Annotated in this window: 19 protein-coding genes; 12 read left to right on the top strand and 7 right to left on the bottom strand. The window is 45.7% G+C overall.

The genetic code is table 11. The features are described 5' to 3' along the window. Positions 1-11: 11 nt before the first annotated feature. On the top strand, positions 12-671 hold the full coding sequence (locus K7399_RS02460) for a VTT domain-containing protein (protein ID WP_028975985.1): 660 nt from the start codon (positions 12-14) through the stop codon (positions 669-671). 291 nt (positions 672-962) lie between these two features. Here the strand turns inward: K7399_RS02460 and larD are convergent, their stop codons facing one another. Further along, positions 963-1,679, bottom strand: coding sequence for a D/L-lactic acid transporter LarD (gene larD / locus K7399_RS02465; protein WP_028975986.1), 717 nt, complete (start codon positions 1,677-1,679; stop codon positions 963-965). A gap of 307 nt (positions 1,680-1,986) precedes the next feature. Here larD and K7399_RS02470 point away from each other — a divergent pair, with 307 nt between their 5' ends. Both K7399_RS02470 and K7399_RS02475 read left to right on the top strand, forming a co-directional pair. Further along, the gene (locus K7399_RS02470; protein ID WP_028975987.1) at positions 1,987-2,700 is read left to right on the top strand and encodes a helix-turn-helix transcriptional regulator; all 714 of its coding nucleotides are present in this window, start codon (positions 1,987-1,989) and stop codon (positions 2,698-2,700) included. 96 nt (positions 2,701-2,796) lie between these two features. Then, on the top strand, positions 2,797-3,231 hold the full coding sequence (locus K7399_RS02475; RefSeq protein WP_028975988.1) for an acyl-CoA thioesterase: 435 nt from the start codon (positions 2,797-2,799) through the stop codon (positions 3,229-3,231). Between the two features lie 196 nt (positions 3,232-3,427). Here K7399_RS02475 and cls read toward each other — a convergent pair whose 3' ends face one another. After that, entirely contained in the window at positions 3,428-4,876 is a 1,449-nt protein-coding gene (gene cls / locus K7399_RS02480) for a cardiolipin synthase (RefSeq protein ID WP_028983946.1), read from the bottom strand. A gap of 205 nt (positions 4,877-5,081) precedes the next feature. Here cls and K7399_RS02485 point away from each other — a divergent pair, with 205 nt between their 5' ends. Further along, complete coding sequence (locus K7399_RS02485; protein ID WP_128166455.1) at positions 5,082-6,194, top strand: AI-2E family transporter; 1,113 nt, start codon at positions 5,082-5,084, stop codon at positions 6,192-6,194. 8 nt (positions 6,195-6,202) lie between these two features. On the opposite strand, the gene alsR is transcribed toward K7399_RS02485, so the two are convergent. After that, complete coding sequence (gene alsR, locus K7399_RS02490; RefSeq protein WP_028975991.1) at positions 6,203-7,090, bottom strand: acetoin biosynthesis transcriptional regulator AlsR; 888 nt, start codon at positions 7,088-7,090, stop codon at positions 6,203-6,205. A gap of 404 nt (positions 7,091-7,494) precedes the next feature. Between alsR and alsS the strand changes: the two genes are divergently transcribed. The 3 genes from alsS (at position 7,495) to K7399_RS02505 (ending at position 10,814) form a co-directional block, all read left to right on the top strand. Beyond that, positions 7,495-9,189: an acetolactate synthase AlsS gene (gene alsS / locus K7399_RS02495; RefSeq protein ID WP_028975992.1), complete on the top strand. Its 1,695-nt coding sequence runs from the start codon at positions 7,495-7,497 to the stop codon at positions 9,187-9,189. Positions 9,190-9,234: 45 nt separating this feature from the next. Then, complete coding sequence (gene budA / locus K7399_RS02500) at positions 9,235-9,954, top strand: acetolactate decarboxylase (RefSeq protein WP_128166457.1); 720 nt, start codon at positions 9,235-9,237, stop codon at positions 9,952-9,954. A gap of 581 nt (positions 9,955-10,535) precedes the next feature. After that, positions 10,536-10,814, top strand: coding sequence for a hypothetical protein (locus tag K7399_RS02505; protein WP_028983948.1), 279 nt, complete (start codon positions 10,536-10,538; stop codon positions 10,812-10,814). Between the two features lie 188 nt (positions 10,815-11,002). Here the strand turns inward: K7399_RS02505 and K7399_RS02510 are convergent, their stop codons facing one another. After that, a complete protein-coding gene (locus K7399_RS02510; protein WP_028975996.1) occupies positions 11,003-11,587 on the bottom strand; it encodes a manganese efflux pump MntP in 585 nt (194 codons plus the stop codon). A gap of 225 nt (positions 11,588-11,812) precedes the next feature. Here K7399_RS02510 and K7399_RS02515 point away from each other — a divergent pair, with 225 nt between their 5' ends. From K7399_RS02515 to coaW, 4 genes are all read left to right on the top strand, one after another. Continuing rightward, on the top strand, positions 11,813-12,580 hold the full coding sequence (locus tag K7399_RS02515) for a class I SAM-dependent methyltransferase (RefSeq protein WP_164875482.1): 768 nt from the start codon (positions 11,813-11,815) through the stop codon (positions 12,578-12,580). Positions 12,581-12,685: 105 nt separating this feature from the next. Next, complete coding sequence (locus K7399_RS02520; protein WP_223362467.1) at positions 12,686-13,633, top strand: hypothetical protein; 948 nt, start codon at positions 12,686-12,688, stop codon at positions 13,631-13,633. 60 nt (positions 13,634-13,693) lie between these two features. Next, positions 13,694-14,842, top strand: a complete 1,149-nt coding sequence (locus tag K7399_RS02525; protein WP_223362468.1) for an HAD family hydrolase — start codon at positions 13,694-13,696, stop codon at positions 14,840-14,842. A 435-nt stretch (positions 14,843-15,277) separates the two neighbouring features. Continuing rightward, entirely contained in the window at positions 15,278-16,087 is an 810-nt protein-coding gene (coaW, locus tag K7399_RS02530; RefSeq protein ID WP_128166465.1) for a type II pantothenate kinase, read from the top strand. A 112-nt stretch (positions 16,088-16,199) separates the two neighbouring features. Here the strand turns inward: coaW and serA are convergent, their stop codons facing one another. From serA to hisC, 3 genes are all read right to left on the bottom strand, one after another. Then, positions 16,200-17,804 carry a phosphoglycerate dehydrogenase gene (gene serA / locus K7399_RS02535; protein WP_128166467.1) on the bottom strand — a complete coding sequence of 535 codons (1,605 nt, stop codon included), beginning with the start codon at positions 17,802-17,804 and terminating at the stop codon, positions 16,200-16,202. Beyond that, positions 17,797-18,957, bottom strand: a complete 1,161-nt coding sequence (locus K7399_RS02540) for a pyridoxal-phosphate-dependent aminotransferase family protein (RefSeq protein WP_028983954.1) — start codon at positions 18,955-18,957, stop codon at positions 17,797-17,799. The genes serA and K7399_RS02540 overlap by 8 nt, the downstream gene beginning before the upstream one ends. A gap of 449 nt (positions 18,958-19,406) precedes the next feature. Next, a complete protein-coding gene (gene hisC, locus K7399_RS02545) occupies positions 19,407-20,504 on the bottom strand; it encodes a histidinol-phosphate transaminase (RefSeq protein ID WP_128166469.1) in 1,098 nt (365 codons plus the stop codon). A 338-nt stretch (positions 20,505-20,842) separates the two neighbouring features. Here hisC and K7399_RS02550 point away from each other — a divergent pair, with 338 nt between their 5' ends. Then, on the top strand, positions 20,843-21,685 hold the full coding sequence (locus tag K7399_RS02550; RefSeq protein WP_028976003.1) for a MurR/RpiR family transcriptional regulator: 843 nt from the start codon (positions 20,843-20,845) through the stop codon (positions 21,683-21,685). The last annotated feature ends 100 nt before the right edge of the window (positions 21,686-21,785 follow it).

Consider the following 21,785-nt stretch of genomic DNA (forward strand, 5'->3'; position numbering starts at 1 on the left):
GAGACGTACGGATGAATTCGTTATCATGGTTTATTGATGTCTTTCTCCATATTGATCAATTTTTAACGCAAATTGTCAATCAGTATGGCGCATGGACGTATATTATCTTATTTATCGTGATTTTTATTGAGACAGGCCTGGTTATTTGCCCGTTTCTTCCAGGTGATTCGCTGCTGTTTGCGGCTGGTGCGATTGCCGCCCATGCAGGTTCTGAATTGAATTTGGCACTGCTTCTTTGTTTAATTGCGATTGCGGCAATACTGGGCGATACATTAAACTATTGGCTGGGGCGTGAAATTGGTCAGTCCTTTGAGAAGCACAATCGATTTCAGCGATTGATCAATCAAGAAAAAATGGCTAAGGCGGAGCACTTTTTTAATAAATATGGTGGATTTGCAGTCTTTCTTGGACGGTTTGCACCATTCATTCGCACGTTTATTCCTTTTATCGCTGGAGCAAGCCGGATGCATTATCCGTTCTTCCTTTTTTACAACATTATCGGCGGGGTTGTTTGGACACTTGCAGGTTTGCTGGCCGGCTTCTTCTTCGGACAAATTCCGTTCATTAAAGCACACTTTTCGTTGATGATGGTGCTGATCATCTTTGTTTCGCTTCTGCCTATGATTCTTGTGATGGTTACGAATAGGATCAAAGGAAAACGATTGGATTAAGTGTGCATCAATAAGGAAAACAAGCAATGCCTTGATGGCGTCTCAAAGTACGTGATTCCTTTGAGACACTTTTTATATACCATAAGATTCAAATTGGATCGAAACGAGGGGAAGGGGAAAGCGCAAGAGCGCATCTTGTGGTCAACGTATGCAAGATGGTTTAGGATGAGCGCGCTTGTTCGGTCGCTGCACCGGACTTTCTCATGCTGACTTTGCAGAGAAAGAGGACAAAAAAAGCGGAAGGCATGATGCCTTTCCGCTTTTTGTTCAATGGATTTTAGTTAGTGAATCTTATAAGCCTAAGAAATAGCGTGAGAATAATGCGGCACATGCGGCACCAAAGAATGGCGCAATACCTGGTACGATGATCCCGTACTGCCAGTCGTTGTCTGCTTTTCCACCTGGAATTGGCAGAATAGCATGGGCGATACGAGGCCCCATGTCTCGAGCCAAGTTCATAGCAAATCCGGTAGGACCGCCCATACCCATACCAATGGCCCATACGAGCAAGCCGACACCGATAGGAAGTATAGCCGGAGCTTCCGTTGTGGCCGCGGCAATCGCAAGAATTGCTGTGATAAAAATAAACGTATCGATAAATTCGACAAAGAAATTACGTGGCAAGTTGCGCACGTTTGGATTTGTTGAAAAGATGTTTCGGATTTTTACTCGATCGATGTCAATGGAAGCTTTAAATTGATCATAATAAGCGATAAAAACAACAATGGAACCGAAGACACCGCCGAGCACTTCTGCGATACTGATTGGAATGACGCTGGTCCATGGAATGTTGCCAAGAATGGCTTGTGCGACAACCATCGCAGGATTGATGTTTACTGCCCCGAAGATGAACAATGAGATCGTAATTCCGAATCCCCAAGTTGTAATGGCGAAAATGTGACCGGAGTTCTGATACTTTGATGTATTGAGCACCTCACAACAGTGCACGCCGACACCGAAGATAATCATTAACGCCGTTCCCAAAAATTCCGCTATTAATTGATGCATTGATTCATTTTCCCCCTGCAATTTGTTTTAACAGAATGAGTATAGAAGGATTGCAAGGCAATGACTTTTCCATTTCTACGGTGACTATTTGCCAATTTTCGTAGTATCCGCTTTCAAAGTGCAAATTTATTGACTTCTGATCACGAAACCGACATATTTCGACAGTTGTTAACAATATTGTCACATTCACCGGTGTGATCTTTGTTATACTTCATCTAGCGAAGTTTATTTGGACATGAGCCAATAAAGCATAGGTAGCGTGACAACCAAATAGAGGAAGCAACATGACTTCAGGAGGAAACGTCTGGTGGAAGAGATTGTATTCCATTTAATGTCTTTCAGCAAGGAAAAGCACTATTACAGCACGTCACATTTTAGACTTATTATTCCGATTCATGGCTATACCCGGGTTATAACCGGATCTGGAGAAAAAAGAATTAGCAGTTCTCAATTTTGTTTGCTCCCAGCCGGTTTCGATTATTCGCTTGGTTCACTAGAATCGAATGATAATCTTGTGATTGATGTCCCTGAGGGTTATATCCATGATTACTTGAACAACAAAGTGGATGTACAAAGCGAATTAATTTGGGATACAAATTTAATCTGGCAATCGGTGACAGATTTGCTTGTGCACGAAGTCATGCAGCACAAACATGACGAAGCGGTGCTTTTGCTAAACTACTGGTTTCATAAAATGTCTGACCACCCATCAAGTGTATCGATCCGATTTATTCATGATCATTACACGGAAAAGATCGATGTGAAAATGCTAGCGGCCATGGAACACTATTCACCATCCTATTATTGTGACTGGTTTAAACGCAAGATGAAAATGACGCCGCTTGAATATATTCATTTTTTGCGTATTCACCGAGCCAAAGAACTTCTCAGTGATCCGAAATTGAGTGTGTTGACGATTTCTTATCAATTAGGCTATGAATATAATGCTTCATTTACGAAGATGTTTAAAAAATATGTGCGACGTTCTCCTTCTGAATATCGTGCGGAGACGCTTTCCTGAGTCATTTTTGTTCGTGATCTGCCCACTGTTTTGTTCGTTGTGGTACACTAATTTCCGGATAGGATTCAAAGAATCTAGGAAGCAGGGGGTATCGAGATGATCACAACAAAACTTCCGGTACGTTTTGTTGATTGTGATGCGATGGGGCATGTGAACAATGCGGTGTACTTTACGTATTTTGAAGAGGGCAAGCGCGAGATTTTCCGCTGGTTTACCCCGAGTATGGATTTGCATGACTGGAAAGTTATTGTTGCGTCGACGCATTGCGATTATATCCAAGAGATTAATTATGATGAAGAAATTACCGTTTACACGTGGATCAGTACGATCTCCCGGTCCAGCTTTGATGTTGAGCATGCGATTGCCGGCCCCGGCGGTGTCTGGCATGCGCGCGGGCGTGTAACTTTGATCGGTTATGATTACAAACAGAAGAAAGTCGTGCCGCTGACGGAAGCGATTAAAGCCATTCTGAGAAAACATCAGGATGGACCTGCAGGCGTCCCAACGCTGCGGCAGATTCGCAATGTATAAGAAAAATGGACAGACTAAAACAGCTGAGCGCTCAAAACGCTCAGCTGTTTTTCACAAGTAAAGATCGTCTATGATTTGACCTTGCTGATATGACGATTAGCGTCATATCAGCAATAATACGAAAGCGTGAGACGCCCGCTGCAAGTGAGCAATCGGAGCGTACGCAAAAATCAGCTTGGCTCTTCTTACTTCTTTATTACAGAACCGGTGAGATCAGTCGTGAAATGCTTTCCTTAAATTTAATGATGAATGGACGATTTTGGTAGTCCGACGGCGTCAATTCTCGTGAAAGACGAATATCCTTTTTAAAAATTGTCGCGAGCTGTTGAGAGGTCTCTTGATGGTATATGAATGCATTGACCTCAAAATTCAAGCCAAAACTGCGAAAATCGAGATTGGATGTCCCGACTGTGGACAACCGTTCGTCAACAATGATCGTTTTTGCGTGAAGGAACCCGTTTTGATAAAGGTATACACGTGCTCCTGCATCAAGAAGGGCGCCAACATTGGAATACGTTGCCCAATAAACAAATGGATGATCCGGTTTATTCGGGATCATGATGCGGACATCGACATGAGAAAGCGATGCAATCGAGATTGCATTGAGCAGACTTTCATCCGGAATCAGATAGGGCGTTTGAATATAGACCGTTTGTTTGGCGGATAAAATCATTTTAATAAAGGCGTTTTTGATCTGTTCCCATTTCTGATCCGGTCCGCTTGAGACAATTTGGATGCCGACTTCTCCGTATTTGGTGTGATCATCCATGGTGTAATAGGATTGAAACGGCACGCGTTCTTTTGACGCCTGGTGCCAGTCAAGCAGGAACCGTGACTGAATGCTGTTCACGGCTTCACCTACAATGCGTAGGTGCGTGTCGCGCCAAAAGCCAAATTTTTTGCTTAACCCTAAATATTCATCGCCGACATTAAAGCCACCAATATAACTGATTTTGCTATCGATGATCACCAATTTGCGGTGATTGCGGTAATTGATGCGCAAGTTAAGCAACGGCAGGCGGCCGGGAAAAAATGTATAAAATTTGCCGCCGGCCTGAGTGAGCCGACGTACCAGTTTCTTTGGCAACCGTCTGGAACCTTCATCGTCGACAAGCAAGCGAACGATAACGCCTTCTTCTGCTTTCTTTGTCAATAGATCAATCAACTGATTTCCGAGAAAATCTCCACGGAAGATGTAGTATTCGATGTGGATATGATGCTTTGCGCAGCGAATGTCGTGAAGCAGGTTCTGAAATTTGGTTTCACCATCAGTGAAAATCGAAAGTTTGTTGTTTAAAGTCAGCGGCGCTTCATCATTATTCAAATTTAAATAGATCAAACGATGGTATTCGCGAAGAATCGGCTCAGAAAACGGCGGATCCTGATTGACGATACCGAGCATTTGTTTGCTGACTAAATCCTGGGTTCGTTTATGAACGATATGATCCCACTTAAAAATTTTCCGTCTGCTCAAATTTTGACCAAAAATAAGGTAGAAGATGAATCCGATGATCGGGAGGAAATTTAGAATCATCAGCCACGCCCAGGTTGAACTGACGCTTCTTCGCTCAAGAAAAACAATTGTTATCCCAAACAGAATATTTATACCAATTAAAATGGCTAGTAAAATTGAGTAGATGCTCATTAACTCACATCCTTTTTTTACGGCGTGTATGATAATTGATTATACTCCTAATCGAACGACACAAGCCAGACTGAGAGACGGATAGCTGCTTCGGAGTGAAGCACCCACCTCGCTTTCGTTGCCCCAAATGCCATTACCCCCTATAATAATAGTAATAAAGAAACGGAAGCGACCTCATTGAGGCTTATGTAAAGGTGTGGAAACGGTGCTGAATAAACATTCAACGATTATTTTTTGGACTTTGGAGCTGCTGGGTATTGCCTTGCTTATCTTCATCTTAACGAAAATTTCATTTATTTTTGTCCCTGTGGTGACTTTGACTACAACGTTGTTTTTTCCGATTATTGTTGCGGGTTTCTTATTCTTTCTCATAAGTCCATTTGTTGATTTGCTGCAACGGATGAAGGTGCCGAGAACACTTGGCATTTTAATCATTTATATCATCCTTACCGGGCTGGTTGCGTTGCTTGTGCTGATCGTCGGACCGCCACTTACCGACCAAATCAAATCTTTGTTCGGACAGTTGCCGGACTATATTAGCAGCTGGCGTAACAGTATTGAACATCTTGCCGACACACAGGGATTTAAATGGCTGGTTCATCAAGATTATTATTCGATTGATAAAATACAGCACAATTTAGAACAAATGCTGAAAGAGTTCTCCAATAATGCCGGCAGCGGTCTGTCCACGTTCTTCAATGTACTGGTGAATGTCACGTTAACCGTCGTCACGGTTCCATTTATTCTATTCTATATGTTGAAGGATGGGAACAGGCTGCCCCATGCGGTCACGCGATTTTTTCCGCACAAGTATCATGATGAGGTCAACCATATCTTGAGGGACTTGAACGATACGCTGTCTTCGTACATTCATGGCTTGATCATTGTTGCGTCTTTTGTCGGCGTGACCTCGAGTATCGGCTTTTCAATCATTGGCTTGCCTTACAGTCTGTTACTCGGTCTCGTTGTCGGTGTGACCAATATTATCCCTTATCTGGGACCCATTCTTGGCGCAACACCGGCGATCGTGATCGCGCTGATGGATTCGCCGGCGAAAGCATTGCTGGTACTCGCTGTGATCGTGATCGTACAGCAGCTTGACGGACATCTGATTTCGCCGCTTGTCATGGGCAAACGTTTAAACACCCATCCTTTAACGATTATTGTTCTGCTGCTCGTCTCGGGAAAATGGATTGGACCGATCGGTATGATTTTGGCCGTTCCAACTTATGCGATGATTAAAACGTTTGTCTCGCATGTGATTCGTTTAGTACGGCTGCGGCGAAAGAGCAAGGATGATACGCTGATCAAGTCCTAATAAATCAATTATTCATCGATACGAATCCGCTTTGTCAAAGAAACAAATTGTTTCAAAGCAGGATTCGTATTTTTTTTCAAATAAGCCAGCGAGAGTACTGCTGTAAGCGGGTAATTGTCAATTTGCCGGTAAACAACCTCCAGATTGAAGAGTTTCTCCGCCGATGCTGGAACAACGCCGATGCCGATACCGGCCGATACCAAGCCGACAACCATTTGATATTCAGTTGCTTCCTGGACAATGCTCGGGGTGAAGCCGACCGATTGAAACAATGACAGAAACTCATCATACAACCCAGGCCAAATGTCGCGTGAGACAAGAATGAACGGAATATCTTGCAAGTCCTCAATGTATATATGCTCTTTTTTTGCAAGCGGGTGATTTTTCGGCAGCGAGAGCGCAGCAAAACCGCGCTTGATTGGAATTGTTTCAATAAACGAACTGCTGACCGGAGGGTGCAAAAGACCGACGTCGATCCGCTCGCCAATGAGGGCGCTGACCTGATCGGGCGTTGAGAGTTCATGCAGCCGAATCGAGACGTGAGGGAATTTGCGCCGATATTCACGAATGATTTGTGGCAAAATGTCGTAGGTGGCGGAACCGACAAAACCGATGACAAGACGTCCGAATTCACCGCGATCGGCTCGCTGCGCTGTGTCAACCGCTTGGTTTACTTGTGCAATGATTTCACGTGCTTCGGGAAGAAACAGCTGACCGGCTGTTGTCAACTCAACATGACGCTTGTTCCGTTTGAAAAGCGGGACGCCGATTTCTTCTTCAAATTGCTGAATCTGTTTGCTCAGCGGCGGCTGCGTCATTTGCAGACGAGCAGCGGCTCGTCCGAAATGAAGTTCTTCAGCAACTGCTATAAAATATAAAAAATGGCGAAGTTCCATGTTATCACTCCTTGGAAAAAAGATATGTGTGCTTTTGTTTTAATTATAGAAACGATTTGACTTCGGCAAATGAAAAGGTCATGGACAAGAGGCAAAAGAGCAAGTCGCTAGGAGACTTGTGCCCGCGGCAAGCAGCAGCTGAAGTGTCGTTCAAGCATAGATGAATCAACGTCGCTAGCGGAGTAACCGTGACCCAGCTGTCTTCCTTTTGAGCCCTTTAATTATTAATATACACTGAGTATTACATGATGTTCAATAATATATTTCACATTAGAAAAACGGCGCGGTAGAATGATGTTAGTCATAGATAAAGTTTCTGAAATATGCTCGGTCAAACTACCGTTTGCTTCGATAAAGCAGATCGGCAAGACACCACGGCTTATTCATAAACAATGGAGGGAAAAATGGTGAGCGATTTGGAAAAAACAGAAAAAAAGCAGGAATTGGCAACCGGTGCTGAATTGGTCGTTGACTGTTTAATTAAGCAAGGTGTGAAATACATTTTTGGCATCCCAGGGGCAAAAATTGATGCCGTTTTTGATGTGCTTAAGGACCGCGGACCGGAATTAATCGTGTGCCGCCATGAACAAAATGCAGCATTTATGGCTGCGGCAATCGGACGGCTTACCTGCAAACCAGGGGTATGCATCGTTACATCGGGACCAGGAGCATCTAACTTGGCAACGGGAGTTGTTACCGCTAACGTGGAGAACGATCCGATGGTGGCTCTTGTCGGAGCTGTGCCAAGGGCAGATCGCCTGAAGCGGACCCATCAATCGATGGACAATGCAGGGCTTTTTCAACCGATTTCTAAGTTTAGTGCTGAAGTCGTCGACCCGAAGAATGTTCCAGAAGTTGTGACGAATGCCTTCCGTGCTGCTGAATCAACGTCGGCCGGCGCAAGCGTGGTCAGCTTCCCACAAGATGTTCTGGTATCGAAAACGACGGTAAATGCACTTGGACCGCTTGAGAGCCCGATACTTGGTACAGCATCAGAGGATGCGATCGACAAGGCCGTAGAAGCCATTAAACACGCAAAGATGCCTGTGATTTTGGCTGGTATGCGTGCGAATCGTTTCTCGGTTGTTTCAGCTGTCCGTGCACTGCTGAGAAAAATCTCGTTTCCGGTTGTGGAAACGTTCCAAGCTGCCGGATTAATTCCGCGCGATTTGGAAGAGAACTTCTATGGACGTATCGGTTTATTCCGCAACCAGCCGGGCGACTTGGTGCTTGAAAAAGCGGATGTGGTACTTACCATCGGTTATGATGCAGTAGAGTATGATCCGAAATTCTGGAACAATGTTGGTGCGCGGAAAATTATTCATCTCGATGAAGTGCGTGCCGATATCGATCATTACTATCAGCCGGATCTTGAACTGGTTGGTGATATTCCGTCAACGGTTAAGCGAATCACAGAAAAGTTGACGCATTTAAATATTACTGAAGAAAATCTTGACTATCTAGCAAAAATGCGGCACAGATTGGATATCCGCGATGAACCGCCGAAGAAGGTCAATGGCAACCGTGTTCACCCGCTTAGTCTGATCCATACCTTGCGCAGCTTGATCCGCGATGATACAACCGTGACCTGTGATGTCGGTTCTCACTACATCTGGATGGCACGCCACTTCCGTTCTTATGAACCGAAGACGCTGCTCTTCAGCAATGGCATGCAGACGTTAGGTGTCGCATTTCCGTGGGCAATGGCTGCCTCGCTTGTAAACGATCACCAAAAAACAATCTCAATGTCCGGCGACGGCGGATTCTTATTCTCAGCAATGGAACTGGAAACAGCAGTTCGTCTGAAGCTTCCGGTTGTTCATATTGTATGGCGCGACGGGACATATGACATGGTTGCGTTCCAGCAGCAGATGAAATACAAACGTACTTCTGGTGTTGATTTTGGCCCGATCGATGTGGTGAAGTATGCGGAGGCTTTCGGCGCAAAGGGGCTGCGTGTCAACAAGCCGGAAGAACTGGAAGCGGTGCTTAAGGAAGGGCTCGCGTACAATGACGGTCCGGTAATTATTGACGTACCTGTTGATTACAGTGACAATGTGGCTCTAGGCAAGAGCTTGATTCCGAACCAGTTGAACTGATTGAATTTGAACGGAGACAAATAATGAAATGAGGGGATGTGCGCGATGACACAAACAGTAGACAATGGGCAGTTGTTTCAACTTTCAACAATGTCGTCACTGCTCGACGGCGTTTTTGAAGGGGCAATGAGCTATGATGAAATTAAAGCATTTGGTGATTTTGGTATTGGAACGTTTGAACATCTTGATGGCGAAATGATCGCTTTTGATGGCGAATTTTACCGACTGCGCGGTGACGGCACGGCAACACCGCTGAAAAGTGAAGACAAAACACCGTTCTGCTCGCTTACCTACTTTAAACCAGCAGTAACGAAGACCTTTGAACATCCGCTTAATAAATCAGCTTTTGAAGCAGAAATGAAAAAATTGATGAAAAGCGAAAATTTATTTTATGCTTTCCGGATCGACGGTGTTTTCAAAGAGGTCAGTACACGCACCGTTTCCTATCAGGAAAAACCGATTCCGATGACAGAAGCGGTGAAAACGCAGCCGGTATTTCATTTTAAGAATGTGAAGGGCACTGTACTTGGATTCTGGTCACCGGCATTCACGCAAGGAATTGCCGTTTCAGGATTTCACCTTCATTTTATCGATGAAGAGCGAAAAGGCGGCGGTCATGTGTTTGACTACGAACTGGATCATGGAACACTGAAGGTAGATCAAAAAACACACATGAGCCTTTATACGCCTGAGACGAAAGGTTTCTTAAACGCAAATCTTTCCCGTAAGGATTTGGAAAAAGAAATCAAAGTGACCGAAGGCTGATCTGCCTAGGTTCCTGTTCAAAAGGGCAGCACGAATCGAATTAAAGTGCATCGAAAATCCGGAAGGCATGCCTTCCGGATTTTTGTCACAAGTTATGCTTTTATTTTGCGGAACGACGATTCGTGTCATAAAAAAAGGAACCTGTGCTAATTGTAAAGGAACTTTCGCTAAGTACGCATATGTCCTATATGCAACGCGAACGTCATCACATCCTGTGAAAATACGTCCTGCGCCAACGCAGAAGTCAGCGCATCCTGCGGAAGTCACGAAAGCGCTTCAGCGTCTGCGGAGCGTTCCCGTTGATCGCGAGCCAAAGGAGACCCCGCAGGAAAACTGCGCGTCCGAGGAGACTTCCGGATCGCCCTCGGCAAGCGAGCAGCTGTAGTGGCGCACAGGCACAAGACCGATGGCCAAGGCCAAGGTGTAGCCTAATTTTTCTTACAGAATCAGCGATTCATCCGCAACCAAATGATCCACACGAAAACGTCTCATGTCGCGCCGTTTGTGATGAATCTTGAAACAAGCCGCTGCATAGAATAGATCGAAACCAAGACTGGCAGAATTGAAAGCAGGTGGAACGGTTGGTTCAATTGATTATGACGCAAATGATTTTTGGGCTTGTTGCCATTATGGTGGGGCTGGTTATCGTCAAATTTTTCTTTCGATCCGATGATCTGCTGCTGCTGCCGTCCGCATTCGCGTTTGCTTTATTCTATACCGCCTTCATTGAAAAGAGAATATGGTTAAGCGAAGGTGCGTGGGCAGCCATGATCTACGGATTATCCGCCTTTGGATTGTATATGCTGGTTAAGCGACTTGCAAAATTATATCGTAGTGTAAGGGAAGGGCCGTTCCATTGACGAAATCGTTTTAATTGTTTTTGTGCTTAATATAACGCGTTTTTGTATCAGCGAGAAACTATATGTTCAGCAAATCACAGATTGGTGAACCCAATGCGCGGGTGTGAGGGTTCTACAGAGCACCGTGGTAATCGCAGAGAAGCATTCTGAACGGCCTGCCCGCGACCGTATTGTCCGTATTGTACGGCTTACATTGACACGAAAATGGTGTAAATACCGATACAGATTAATAAGATCGATGCCGCATATTCGGACAGCGCACCGATCCGTGTCCGCAATTTTTTTAACCCGAATCGCTGCCCCGCCTCAATCGAGAGAAAGGACAAGACGGCAACCGACAGAGCAACCGCTGCCGGACTAAGACCGCCGATGCCCGCACCGAATGCGGTACCCATTGCATTAAACGATAAAGCGAAACTCAGCCAAATCGTTTCATTAAATGAAATCAAATTATTTTGGTCGCGATCGATTTGTTCTGCCTGTGGAATAGTTCGTGATGGTTTGGCTTTCTGCCTGATCCCGCTAATCAGTGACCAGACGCCAATCCCGAGAATGATTAACCCGCTAATCAAATTGGCCATAAATTCAGGAAAGACAAACCCGAGTGCCGCACCGGCAAACAAGGTTATGAGTGAAGCCGTCAAAGCGACTGCAGCCATGAAGAGATTAGCGGAAAACGTAATTTTCTTTCCTTTAATTCCATAGGTCAGGCCCACTGCAAAGTTGTCAATACTCGCAGCGATGCCAATTAAGAGAATCATCATCCAGTGCATCGCTTCATCCCCTTAAATTGGTTTTGCATGTGCTGCGCCTTTTCTCTCTTGAAGTCATGAAAAACGCCCGTTCCGAAGGTATCTTATGTTAAAATAATAAAGGTGTTCATCGCTTTGAAATGAGAGCGAGTGCATCTTCTGATTGGAAAAAAATTTTCTTTCCATACGAATGTATGTATGAGAATCGAATCGCATGAGAAAACAGGTGATAAGGTGAAAGAGATTATGCAAACACATGGCCTGTATGACGGAGCAGCCTACTATTATCTGAAATACCGTGGTCAATACAGTGACCGATTAATCGATACGTTAGCGAATAAGTGCCACTTGAATGGTGAAGGCCGGCTGCTTGATCTTGGCTGTGGGACAGGAAAATTGACTTTTCCTCTCGCACATTTCTTTGAAGAAACGGTTGGAATTGATGTCAGTTCAGACATGTTGAAATCTGCTCAAAGTCAGTGCGAACTGCTCAACATCAAAAAGATGAAGTGGATGAAGATGCCTTCTGAAAAAATCAGCCCTGCACTTGGCAGCTTCCGTATGATTACAGCTGGTGATGCTTTTCATTGGATGGATCGCGAACATGTGCTGAAATTGAGTTATGATCTTCTTGAAGAAGGTGGCGCACTCGCTCTGGTCGGACAGGGGCATATCCTTGGTGACCGTTCACTAGAGTGGCAGAAGGCAGTGCAGCACGTTGTTGACAAGTGGTTTCCGAACCGCAATCGACGCATCAACGCGGTTCGCCACGAACACATCGTTGCTCAATCTTCGTTTCATTCCTTATTGACCGGACAGATCCACTCGGAACGTGAGCGCGATATACCTTCCATCATCGGCTATCTTTATTCCACATCAACGTGTCGGAAGACCCAACTTGGCAAAGAAGCGCCACAATTTGAAAAAGAAATCTATGATGTATTGAAAACAATTGATTCGTCGGGCATTTTTAGAGAACCCGTAACTGACTACTATATTATCGCTTATAAATAAGCCGGCCCGCTGGCTATAGGGCGACGATGAATGAGCAGTCTGCTCGGCTTTTTTTTAAAGATTCGCTACACTAGTGGAAGATCTTAATAGACGGAGTGGTTTCATGTGACAGAAACAAACGGACAAACATCGGGCAAGCGCAGTGTCCATTGGGTTTTCTGGCTGCTGCTTGCAAAGATCATCTTCATTCTTCTGCTTGCGGGAATAACTTTATGGATTATTTATTCAGTTCACGAAGCAAATTCTGGAGGAACGAGCAGCATTCGTTTTTCGCATGTGCTTGGTGCCGGGTACAGCAGTGATGGAAAGACTTTATGGCTGGCTACGGCAGACAAACAGCTGGTCACCTATAAGGACGGCCAATGGCGGACGCATAAATTAAAAGGTAGCGAAAAAACCGCTCAATACTTGCCGACACGTAATGGATTTCTACAACTGTATGAGTCGGGTACGCTCGAATGGAAAACCTTGGATCAGGCGACAATGCAGCGGCACCAGCTGGACAATCAAAATGGATTGATGACAATTGGTTATGCAACGGGGCGGATTTATCAACTTCAAAAGAAGACAGGCGAAGTTTTCGTTCTACGCTGGTCGGATGATCAGGGACGGTCTTGGCAAAGGGGCAGCAGTATCCGGATTACGGGAAATGCCCCGTTGCTGACAGCATCGCCGATTGATAAAAACCAGGTTGCGATCGGAACTTCCAAAGGATTGTATATCAGTAATGATCAAGGCGCACATTTTGAACACTTTTTAAAAGGACAGTTGGTGACGAGTGCTGCCTATAGTTTTGATCCAAAAACGTCTCTATTCGCAGCTGTTTCCGGGAAAGAATCGATGCTCTATCAAATTGTACCGAAACAGCAGAAAACGATTAATTTAGATACCGGCACCGTTGAACGAGATCGTCTGATAAAAATTGTGCAAAACCCGCGACACCAAGGCCAGGCCGTCCTTTTAACCCAGCGCGGCGATCTGTACCAAACGAACAACGGCGGCCAAAACTGGACATTTATTGCACAAAAAGGACGCGGTTTGGACAGCAAGTGAATGCAGACAACTGCTTTACTATGGTAAACTGAGAGAAAGAGCGAGAGGATCGGTGAAAAAATGATTCAAACGGTTTTATTCGATGTTGACGGCGTTTTTCTAAGCGAGGAACGTTATTTTGATGCATCAGCATTAACAGTACGAGAATTGCTGATGAGCAGTCACTATTTAGGATTGGGCGGCGAACAGGCTTTTCAAACCGAATACAGTAATCAGGAAATTGCTGCGATTCGATCAAAAGTATTCTTGAATGACGATGTCCTAAACTTCTTGAAGTCGCGCGGAATGAATGCGAATTGGGACATGATCTACATCACGATATCGGTTCAACTCATTCATCTTGCAGCACAGCTTCCGAATGAAGCGCGCGATCAAGCGGTGCGGTTGTTAACCGAACCGATCGACCACACCACACTGACCGCCTTTCGGCGTTTGTTCCGTAAGTATCCGGTAAAACCAGATTTTCATCGATTCATGGTTGATTATAAAGAGACAAAAACAGAGAAACAAGAACTGATCTTTTATTTAAATGAACTTGTTGCCAAACGTTTCGGCGTAAAAACCGATGTGTTCAAACCTAAGAGCGCATTCTGGCATATTGGCGAGCACGCGTCGCAAGAATGGTACATTGGCGATGAGAATGTTCTGAACGCAACCGGAACGCCGTCGGTTCAGACCGGTAAGAAAGGGTTTATGAATGAGGAAGTGACGCTTGCGGATCCGGCATTTATTCGTGCCATGTTTCACGCTTTTCGCGAGCAGGGGATCAACGTAGGTATTGCTACCGGACGCCCTCGGCTTGAAACGTTTAAACCGTTTACCTACTTGAATTGGATCGGTGAGCTGGATCAGAAGCATATTGCTACAGCTGATGATGTGCTGGATGCTGAGAAGAAATTTGATGCAGCACCACTCGCCAAGCCGCATCCATTTACTTACCTTGCTTCCTATTATGGCAAGGACAGCGATCTGAAAAAATGGACCGCTCGCAAACCTGAGCCACTCCCGAATGGAGATGCGGTGATGATCGTTGGCGACTCGCTTGCCGACTTGCTCTGTGCGAAGCAGCTTGGTTGCCGTTTTGCCGGTGTCCTGACCGGACTTTCCGGCCAGGCGGCACGCAGCGAATTGGAAACGCATGGTGCTGACTTTATTCTTAATTCGGTAGCGGATGTAAAGGACTTGGTTCTTGGTCTCTTGGAAAAATAAGAGAAAGCAAGAACAAGGCGAGCTGAACACTAGGCTGTCCATGGCCGTCGCAACGAAGCCTTTGCCTTCGCCAGAGGCTTGGCAAAGCCAAGTTTTCTAACAGGATAAGAAAGTATATGATTTTGACCTGTCTTCAAACCAATAGCCCAGTGTCTTGGCCGAGAAACAAAGCGGAGGTGCGAGACGCCTGCGGGAACAGCGTGCCAGCGAGACCCCGCAGATACCTCTACCTGTCTGAGGAGGCTCGCGGTGCGCCCGCGGCAAGCGAGTAACCGAAGCGGCGATTCAGCACCGAAAAGACACTAGTCCATCACACATGGTTGGAGATTAAGGACCGGGCGTATTTTACCCGGTTTTTCTTATCTAAACGCAAAGAAAAACGACGTGCCTGGACACGTAAAAAAATGTTGCCCGGGAGAAGGGGGCAGGCGGCGTATGACTGAAAAGATTGGAATCGATGCCGGCGGAACGCTGATTAAAATTGCGCTGAAAACCGAAGAGGGCTGGCTTTATCGCTCCTTTCCAAGTACTCGGATTGATGCCTGTGCTGACTGGCTCGCTCATGAATATCCTGACCGCTTGATTATGCTTACAGGGGGAAAAGCGGCACGCCTGAAGGAGAAGCTTGCTGACAGACCCTGTTCTGTTTTGCCGGAGTTTACAGCGTCGGCGAAAGGAGCACGACGGTTGCTGGCTCGTGAATGCACGACTGTTCCGAAACGATTCTTACTCACAACTGTTGGTACCGGAACATCACTGAATTACATTCACGATGGGGCAATGGACTGGCTGGGCGGGAGCGGTGTCGGTGGCGGAACGATTATGGGCTTAACCGGTTTGCTAACCGGCATCTATGATTTTAAGACCTTGCTCCGTTATGCCGCGCGTGGAAAGCGGGACGTTATTGATTTAACGGTAGCGCGAATCTATGAAGGCGAAGAACCGCCAATTGCAGGAGACTTGACCGCAAGCAATTTTGGTGCCGTATCAGAGCATGCACTTTCATTGTCTCCCGAGGATCAAATTGCTTCGATTATTGGTCTTGTCGCAGAAACAGTGACCTCGCTCAGCATTTTAGCAGCACAGAAGGCAGAAGTTGATACCGTGATTTTTGTCGGCGGTGCGTTGTCCGGGAATAAACAGCTGAAGGAGATTGCTGCACAATACTGCGCACAATGGGGAATAACGGCAATTCTTCCACAGAATGGTGCTTATTGCGGGGCGATTGGAGCAGCCTGCTCTTGAGAAGGTTTTCCCCGTTCGGGCCGATGCAGCAACACGTTGTTTACTCAATCTATAAAAAAATCCTGTTCCCAACATTTTGGGAGCAGGATTTTTAATCGAATTGGCGAATCAATTAGTCAACGGATTCTTCAATGTTAATTTCAGCAAACTGAACATCATTTAAGTCGTTAATTCTAAGAATGTCGCTGCGGATCTCTTCAGGGACCGGTTTGTCCACCGTCAGCACCATCACGGCTTTTCCGCCAATGGTTTCACGGCCGACGTACATGCTGCCTATATTGATCTTGCCTTTTCCAAGAATTGAGCCCACATTGCCGATCATTCCTGGAACATCCATATGGTCAATGTACAGCAAGTAACGTTCCGGTTCCATATCGAGACGGTAGCCGTTGACCGAAACAATGCGGCCGCCGAAGCCGGACAAATAGGTGCACGCGATTGTTGCCTTGTCCTCACCGTTTCCAATTTCCAACTCAATGAAATTGGTAAATCCTTTGTGTGCGGCATTCTTTTGCACACTGTAAGCAAGTCCGTGTGCTTTAAGCACCTGCATCACATTGACGATGTTGATCGATGAATCAAGGTAATACGAGAGCAGGGCTTTAATCATTTGACGAGTGAGCAACCCGGTGTCTTCCAAGAAGAGTTCTCCGTAATAATTAATTTTAATATTTTTCGGAGCCTTCTTAAAAATTTGCATCAGAAGCTCGGCCATTTGTTCGCTAAGTGTCAAATAAGGCTTGATTTTCTGTTTTACCGTTGCAGAAATATGCGGCAAATTGATCGCGTGTTGCACGCTTCCGCTTGTTAAAATATCGCGGATTTCTTCACTGACCGATTCAGCTACTTTTTCTTGGGCTTCAGTTGTTGATGCACCAAGGTGCGGTGTGACAATAATTCTTGGATTTTGAGTCAGTCCTGGGGTTTCCGGTGGTTCATGTTCGAACACATCAATTGCAGCGCCGGCGACTTGCCCGCTGTTCACCGCGTCAACGAGTGCTTGTTCATCGATAATTCCACCACGTGCACAGTTGATGAAACGCACACCTTTTTTAGTTTTCTCAAAGTATTCTGCGTTGATCAATCCACGTGTTTCGGGAGTAAGCGGCGTGTGGACGGTAATGAAATCCGCTTGAGCCGCAATGTCATCCAAGCTGGCTTTGATGATGCCAAGTTTCTTCGCACGATCCTCGGTGAGAAACGGATCATAGCCGAGAATGTTCATCTGAAATCCTTTAGCGCGTTTAGCAACTTCAGTGCCAATTCTGCCCATGCCGACAACGCCGAGCGTCTTCTGGTAAAGTTCAACGCCCTTGAACCGTTTGCGTTCCCATTTTCCCGAGGTCAGCGATCCGTATGCCTGAGGAATATTGCGGGCAAGTGCCAACATCATTGCAAGCGTATGCTCGGTAGCTGCGATTGTGTTTCCGGCAGGTGCATTGATGACAATAATTCCTTTTTCGGTTGCCGCATCAATGTCGATATTGTCAACACCGACACCGGCGCGCGCGATGACTTTCAAACGGTCTGCTGCCTGGATGATGTCGCGGGTGACCTGCGTTTGGCTGCGGACGATCAAGGCGTCATAATCGCCAATCACTTCTGCAAGTACTTCAGGTTCAAGACCAACACGCTGCTCAACTTGGAATGCATCGTGCTCAGTCAGTGCTTTTAGTCCGCTCTCGCTAATCGGATCTGTGACGATAACTTTATACATTTTTTACATAAACCTCCTCAGCTTTTTTAACCGCTGCACCAAAATGAGGAGCCTGTCCGAATTTGGCGAGCGTCATTTCAAGTGCGCTTAAAACTTTCAGTACATCGAATGGTGTGCAATAGCCCATGTGGCCGATTCGGAAAATTTTTCCTTTTAGATCTTTCTGTCCGCCGGCGATTGTGATTGCAAAATCTTTCTTAAGTGCTTTTTGAATAGCCGGTGCAGCGATCCCTTCTGGTTTAACCGCGGTTACGGTTGGAGAGGCATCTTCCTCAGAAGTCAGAAGCGGAAGCCCCAATTCACGGATTCCGGCGCGTAGCATGTCACGAAGCAGAAGGTGACGTTTGATTACATTTTCCCATCCTTCTTCTTCGATCATGTCACAAACCGCTTGGGCACCTTGTATGAGTGAAACAGCCGGTGTGAACGGCGTTGATTTTTGTTTTTCATAGGTATCGACATAGCGTTTTAAATCGAGATAAAAACGTCGTTCCGGGCATTCACGAATGGCCTGCAGACCGCGATCACTGAATGCGGCAAATGCCAAGCCAGGAGGGAGCATGAGTGCTTTTTGCGAGCTGGTGACAAGAATGTCGACGTGATCGTTCTCCATATCTACCGGAACAGCGCCGATGCAGCTGACTCCGTCCACGATGAACAGGGCGTCGGTTTTCGTTTTGACAACTTGACCTAATGCATGGATGGGGTTCAAGACACCGGTTGATGTTTCGTTGAATGTACCGAATACCGCTTTGATGGGTGTGTCGCCGAGTTCGTCAATAAATGCTTCAAGCATTTCCGGCGTACATGATTTGCCCCACTCAACATTCAAACGATGAACAGAAGCTCCGTAATTTTCTGCGATCGTTGCCAGTCGGTCGCCAAAAGATCCGGCAACAATCACAATAGCATGATCGCCTTCATGAATCGTGTTCACGACGGCAGCTTCAAGTGCAGAAGTGCCGCTGCTGGTTAAAATCATAACGGGATGCTTCGTGCCGAATACCGGTTCTAGCCGTGTTGCGACATCTTCAATCAGTACGGAGAAGTCAGGACTCCGGTGTCCGATCATCGGACGCGCCATCGCGGCGTTGATTTTATTTGGGATAGGGGTCGGTCCTGGTGTAAACAAATAGGTCTGATCTAAAAACAATGAACTCATCCTCTCTGATTATCTAAATGGCGGATCTGGCATCACAAGCGCATGCCGTCCAATTTTATATAATAAAAACGTCCCCCGCAGCATGATTCTACATACTGCGAGGGACGTTGATATTCGCGGTGCCACCCTCATTTGCTGCTGAAACAATTCTGCTTCAGCAGCCTTCATTCCTTCATTAACGACCTAAGGCCGAATGAGCATACTAATTGATTCTCATGGTTCAGCGTGAATCAATGTTCCGCTCATCTGCTACGGAGTGCTCAAGCGATTGTTGCGCGTACCGGTTTCCAGCCTTGCACCGGCTCTCTGCAACGCACAGGCAAACGCTTGTTGTCTCCATCATCGCAAGTTCTTATTAAATTGTTTGCTTGATTGTGTCTAAATTGTAACTGCTATCTGACAATTTGTAAAGAAAAATCGTTTAATTCTTTCTGGAAAAATTATTTCTTACTGCTGCCTACCACTGCCGATGCCTCGTCAATAGCCGATTCAAGCAGTTTCAAAAATTGTTTCATGTCTTCCATTTTTCCCAGAGTCACACGCACACCATCTTCAAAAGGATTAATCAGGAAGCCGTTCTGCTTACAAATCATCGCCATTCGCTTTGGTTCATTGACGCGAATGAAGATGAAGTTGGCTTGAGATTTATCGTAACGAATCCCTTTTTCCTTAAGAAAAGCGGTGGTCATGGTCATGACTTCCCGGTTTTTATGTAGGCAGTCTTCCTTGAACGAATCATCTTTGAGGGCAGCTAATGCGGCCACTTGGCTTAATCTTGGATTGTTAAAAGGAGGACGCACTTTGTCTAGTTCATTAATCACAGTTAAGCTGCCGATTGCATAACCGATTCGAAACGATGCCAAGCCATAAGACTTAGAAAAGGTTCTAAGCACAAGTACATTTTCATAGTCATTCAAATAGTCTAGTCCGTTAGGAAAATCCTCTGCGGTGACAAAGTCGATATAGGCCTCATCCAGTACGACCAGTACATTGCTTGGAACGGAGTCTATGAATTGATCAAGTTCGCTTTTCGTCAGATAAGTGCCTGTCGGGTTATTCGGATTGCAGATCCAGACGACCTTCGTCGTTTCATCGATTGCCTGCAGCATCGCCTTCCAATCGTGTTTTCCGTCTGATCGGCAAGGGACTTTGCGTGTATCTGCTCCTTCAATTTGTGCATGACAATAGTATTCATAGAACGTCGGCCAAGCCATGATGATACTGTTTCCAGGCTCAAGAAAGGCTCTGCTGATTAAAACGATGATTTCATCGAGACCGCTACCGAAAAGAAAATGTTCCGGTGCCGGACCAAGTCGCCGAGAAAGTTCCAGCCTGAGGTCTAGATCCTGACAATCCGGATAGAGTTCTGGAAGCAAAGCGTCCAAGGTAATCGCCTTGCGCACATTTGGGGAGGCCCCATAGACATTTTCATTGGAATCGAGTTTAACGACGCGAGATAAGCCGTACATTTTTTTTATTTCTTCAACAGACGGCCCAGGATTATAGGCACGGAGATTTTGAAGAGACTTTTTAAACATAGTGATCGCTCCACCCCTCATTCAGTTCTAGTTTCGCTCATTTTGTCAAATCTGGCTTTAGGTTTTGTTATGCCTCTGCACTTTGCTCCCAGCAATTTGGTAGGACGCGCGCATTTCGCCAGTCTCCATCATTTAAACATGGAACTGGTGAATTGTAAAGAAGGCGTGACAATGGCTGACATGACGCATGCGCAGGATGAGAAAAAGCTGTGCATAAAGAACGATCAAGGACGAAAAAGAATGCGAAAAGCAAAAAAATGAAAGCGTTTCACGGAAAATTATTTTCAAATGAAAGCGTTTGATGTACAATGGATTTATAGTATAGGGAGGGATAAAACATGACGGAAAGTCAATGTATCGTACGTATTCAGTCCGCCTATCCGCATCTGAGTGAAAAGGAACGAAGAATTGCCGACTATATATTAAATCATCCAAAAGAAACGATTCACAGCAGCATTAACCAAGTGTCGGCGCGAATTAAGGTTGCGGATGCCACCGTGTTCCGCTTTTGCCGACGTCTCGACTTTAAGGGCTTTCAGGAAATGAAAATCGTGCTTGCCTCGGATATTGCACGAAGTCAGCGTTTCGATGAAGCAATTAAGAATGAGTCGAGTGATGAAATGATGAAACTGGCCGAGCAAGTCTTTCAAGACAATATCCGTACATTGGAAAACACGTATCAGATTTTGAACCGTACGGATTTTAAACAGGCCGTTCGCATTTTGACCCATTCAAATCGTATTGCCTTGTTTGGGAGCAGCGGTTCCGCACTCATTGCTCAAGAAGCGCATCGTAAATTTGTTCGTGCCGGTGTGATGACGTATGCACCAAATGATGGAGAATTTCAGATGTTGTCTGCCACGCAGCTATCCAATCTCGATGCTGCCGTATTCATCTCTTATTCGGCAACGGATAAGCATTTGGTTCAAGTAGCAAAAATGGTGAAACAAAAGAAATGTCCGGCGATCGGCATTACCGGATTCATGAAATCCGCACTGGGCGAATTAATGGATGTTTCGCTTCATACCGTTGCTGTACCGACTGACTTTCGCTCAGAGTCTTATGTGGCCCGCGCAGCACAAATGACACTCATCGATGCGCTGTTTGTGAGTATGATGAATCAACGTAAAGAAGCACAGTTGAGCGACGACACGCAGAACAGCATCCTTTTACAGGGTTAAACTTAGGAAATAATGAAAACGATTTCTCAAACTAAATGATCGACATGAGGCGTCAGTGTGAGCCTAAGATGAGATAAATAATATATAATCCGCCTAAGAG

Source organism: Sporolactobacillus terrae, from assembly GCF_019930545.1.
GTDB classification, from domain to species: Bacteria; Bacillota; Bacilli; order Bacillales; family Sporolactobacillaceae; genus Sporolactobacillus; species Sporolactobacillus terrae.

What these genes read in the sequence shown, in the direction of transcription:
- K7399_RS02460 (WP_028975985.1), top strand. Translation starts at nt 12, where the DNA reads ATGAATTCGTTATCATGGTTTATTGATGTCTTTCTCCATATTGATCAA.
- larD (WP_028975986.1), bottom strand. Translation starts at nt 1,679, where the DNA reads ATGCATCAATTAATAGCGGAATTTTTGGGAACGGCGTTAATGATTATC.
- K7399_RS02475 (WP_028975988.1), top strand. Translation starts at nt 2,797, where the DNA reads ATGATCACAACAAAACTTCCGGTACGTTTTGTTGATTGTGATGCGATG.
- cls (WP_028983946.1), bottom strand. Translation starts at nt 4,876, where the DNA reads ATGAGCATCTACTCAATTTTACTAGCCATTTTAATTGGTATAAATATT.
- alsR (WP_028975991.1), bottom strand. Translation starts at nt 7,090, where the DNA reads ATGGAACTTCGCCATTTTTTATATTTTATAGCAGTTGCTGAAGAACTT.
- alsS (WP_028975992.1), top strand. Translation starts at nt 7,495, where the DNA reads ATGGTGAGCGATTTGGAAAAAACAGAAAAAAAGCAGGAATTGGCAACC.
- budA (WP_128166457.1), top strand. Translation starts at nt 9,235, where the DNA reads ATGACACAAACAGTAGACAATGGGCAGTTGTTTCAACTTTCAACAATG.
- K7399_RS02510 (WP_028975996.1), bottom strand. Translation starts at nt 11,587, where the DNA reads ATGCACTGGATGATGATTCTCTTAATTGGCATCGCTGCGAGTATTGAC.
- K7399_RS02515 (WP_164875482.1), top strand. Translation starts at nt 11,813, where the DNA reads ATGCAAACACATGGCCTGTATGACGGAGCAGCCTACTATTATCTGAAA.
- K7399_RS02525 (WP_223362468.1), top strand. Translation starts at nt 13,694, where the DNA reads ATGATTCAAACGGTTTTATTCGATGTTGACGGCGTTTTTCTAAGCGAG.
- coaW (WP_128166465.1), top strand. Translation starts at nt 15,278, where the DNA reads ATGACTGAAAAGATTGGAATCGATGCCGGCGGAACGCTGATTAAAATT.
- serA (WP_128166467.1), bottom strand. Translation starts at nt 17,804, where the DNA reads ATGTATAAAGTTATCGTCACAGATCCGATTAGCGAGAGCGGACTAAAA.
- hisC (WP_128166469.1), bottom strand. Translation starts at nt 20,504, where the DNA reads ATGTTTAAAAAGTCTCTTCAAAATCTCCGTGCCTATAATCCTGGGCCG.
- K7399_RS02550 (WP_028976003.1), top strand. Translation starts at nt 20,843, where the DNA reads ATGACGGAAAGTCAATGTATCGTACGTATTCAGTCCGCCTATCCGCAT.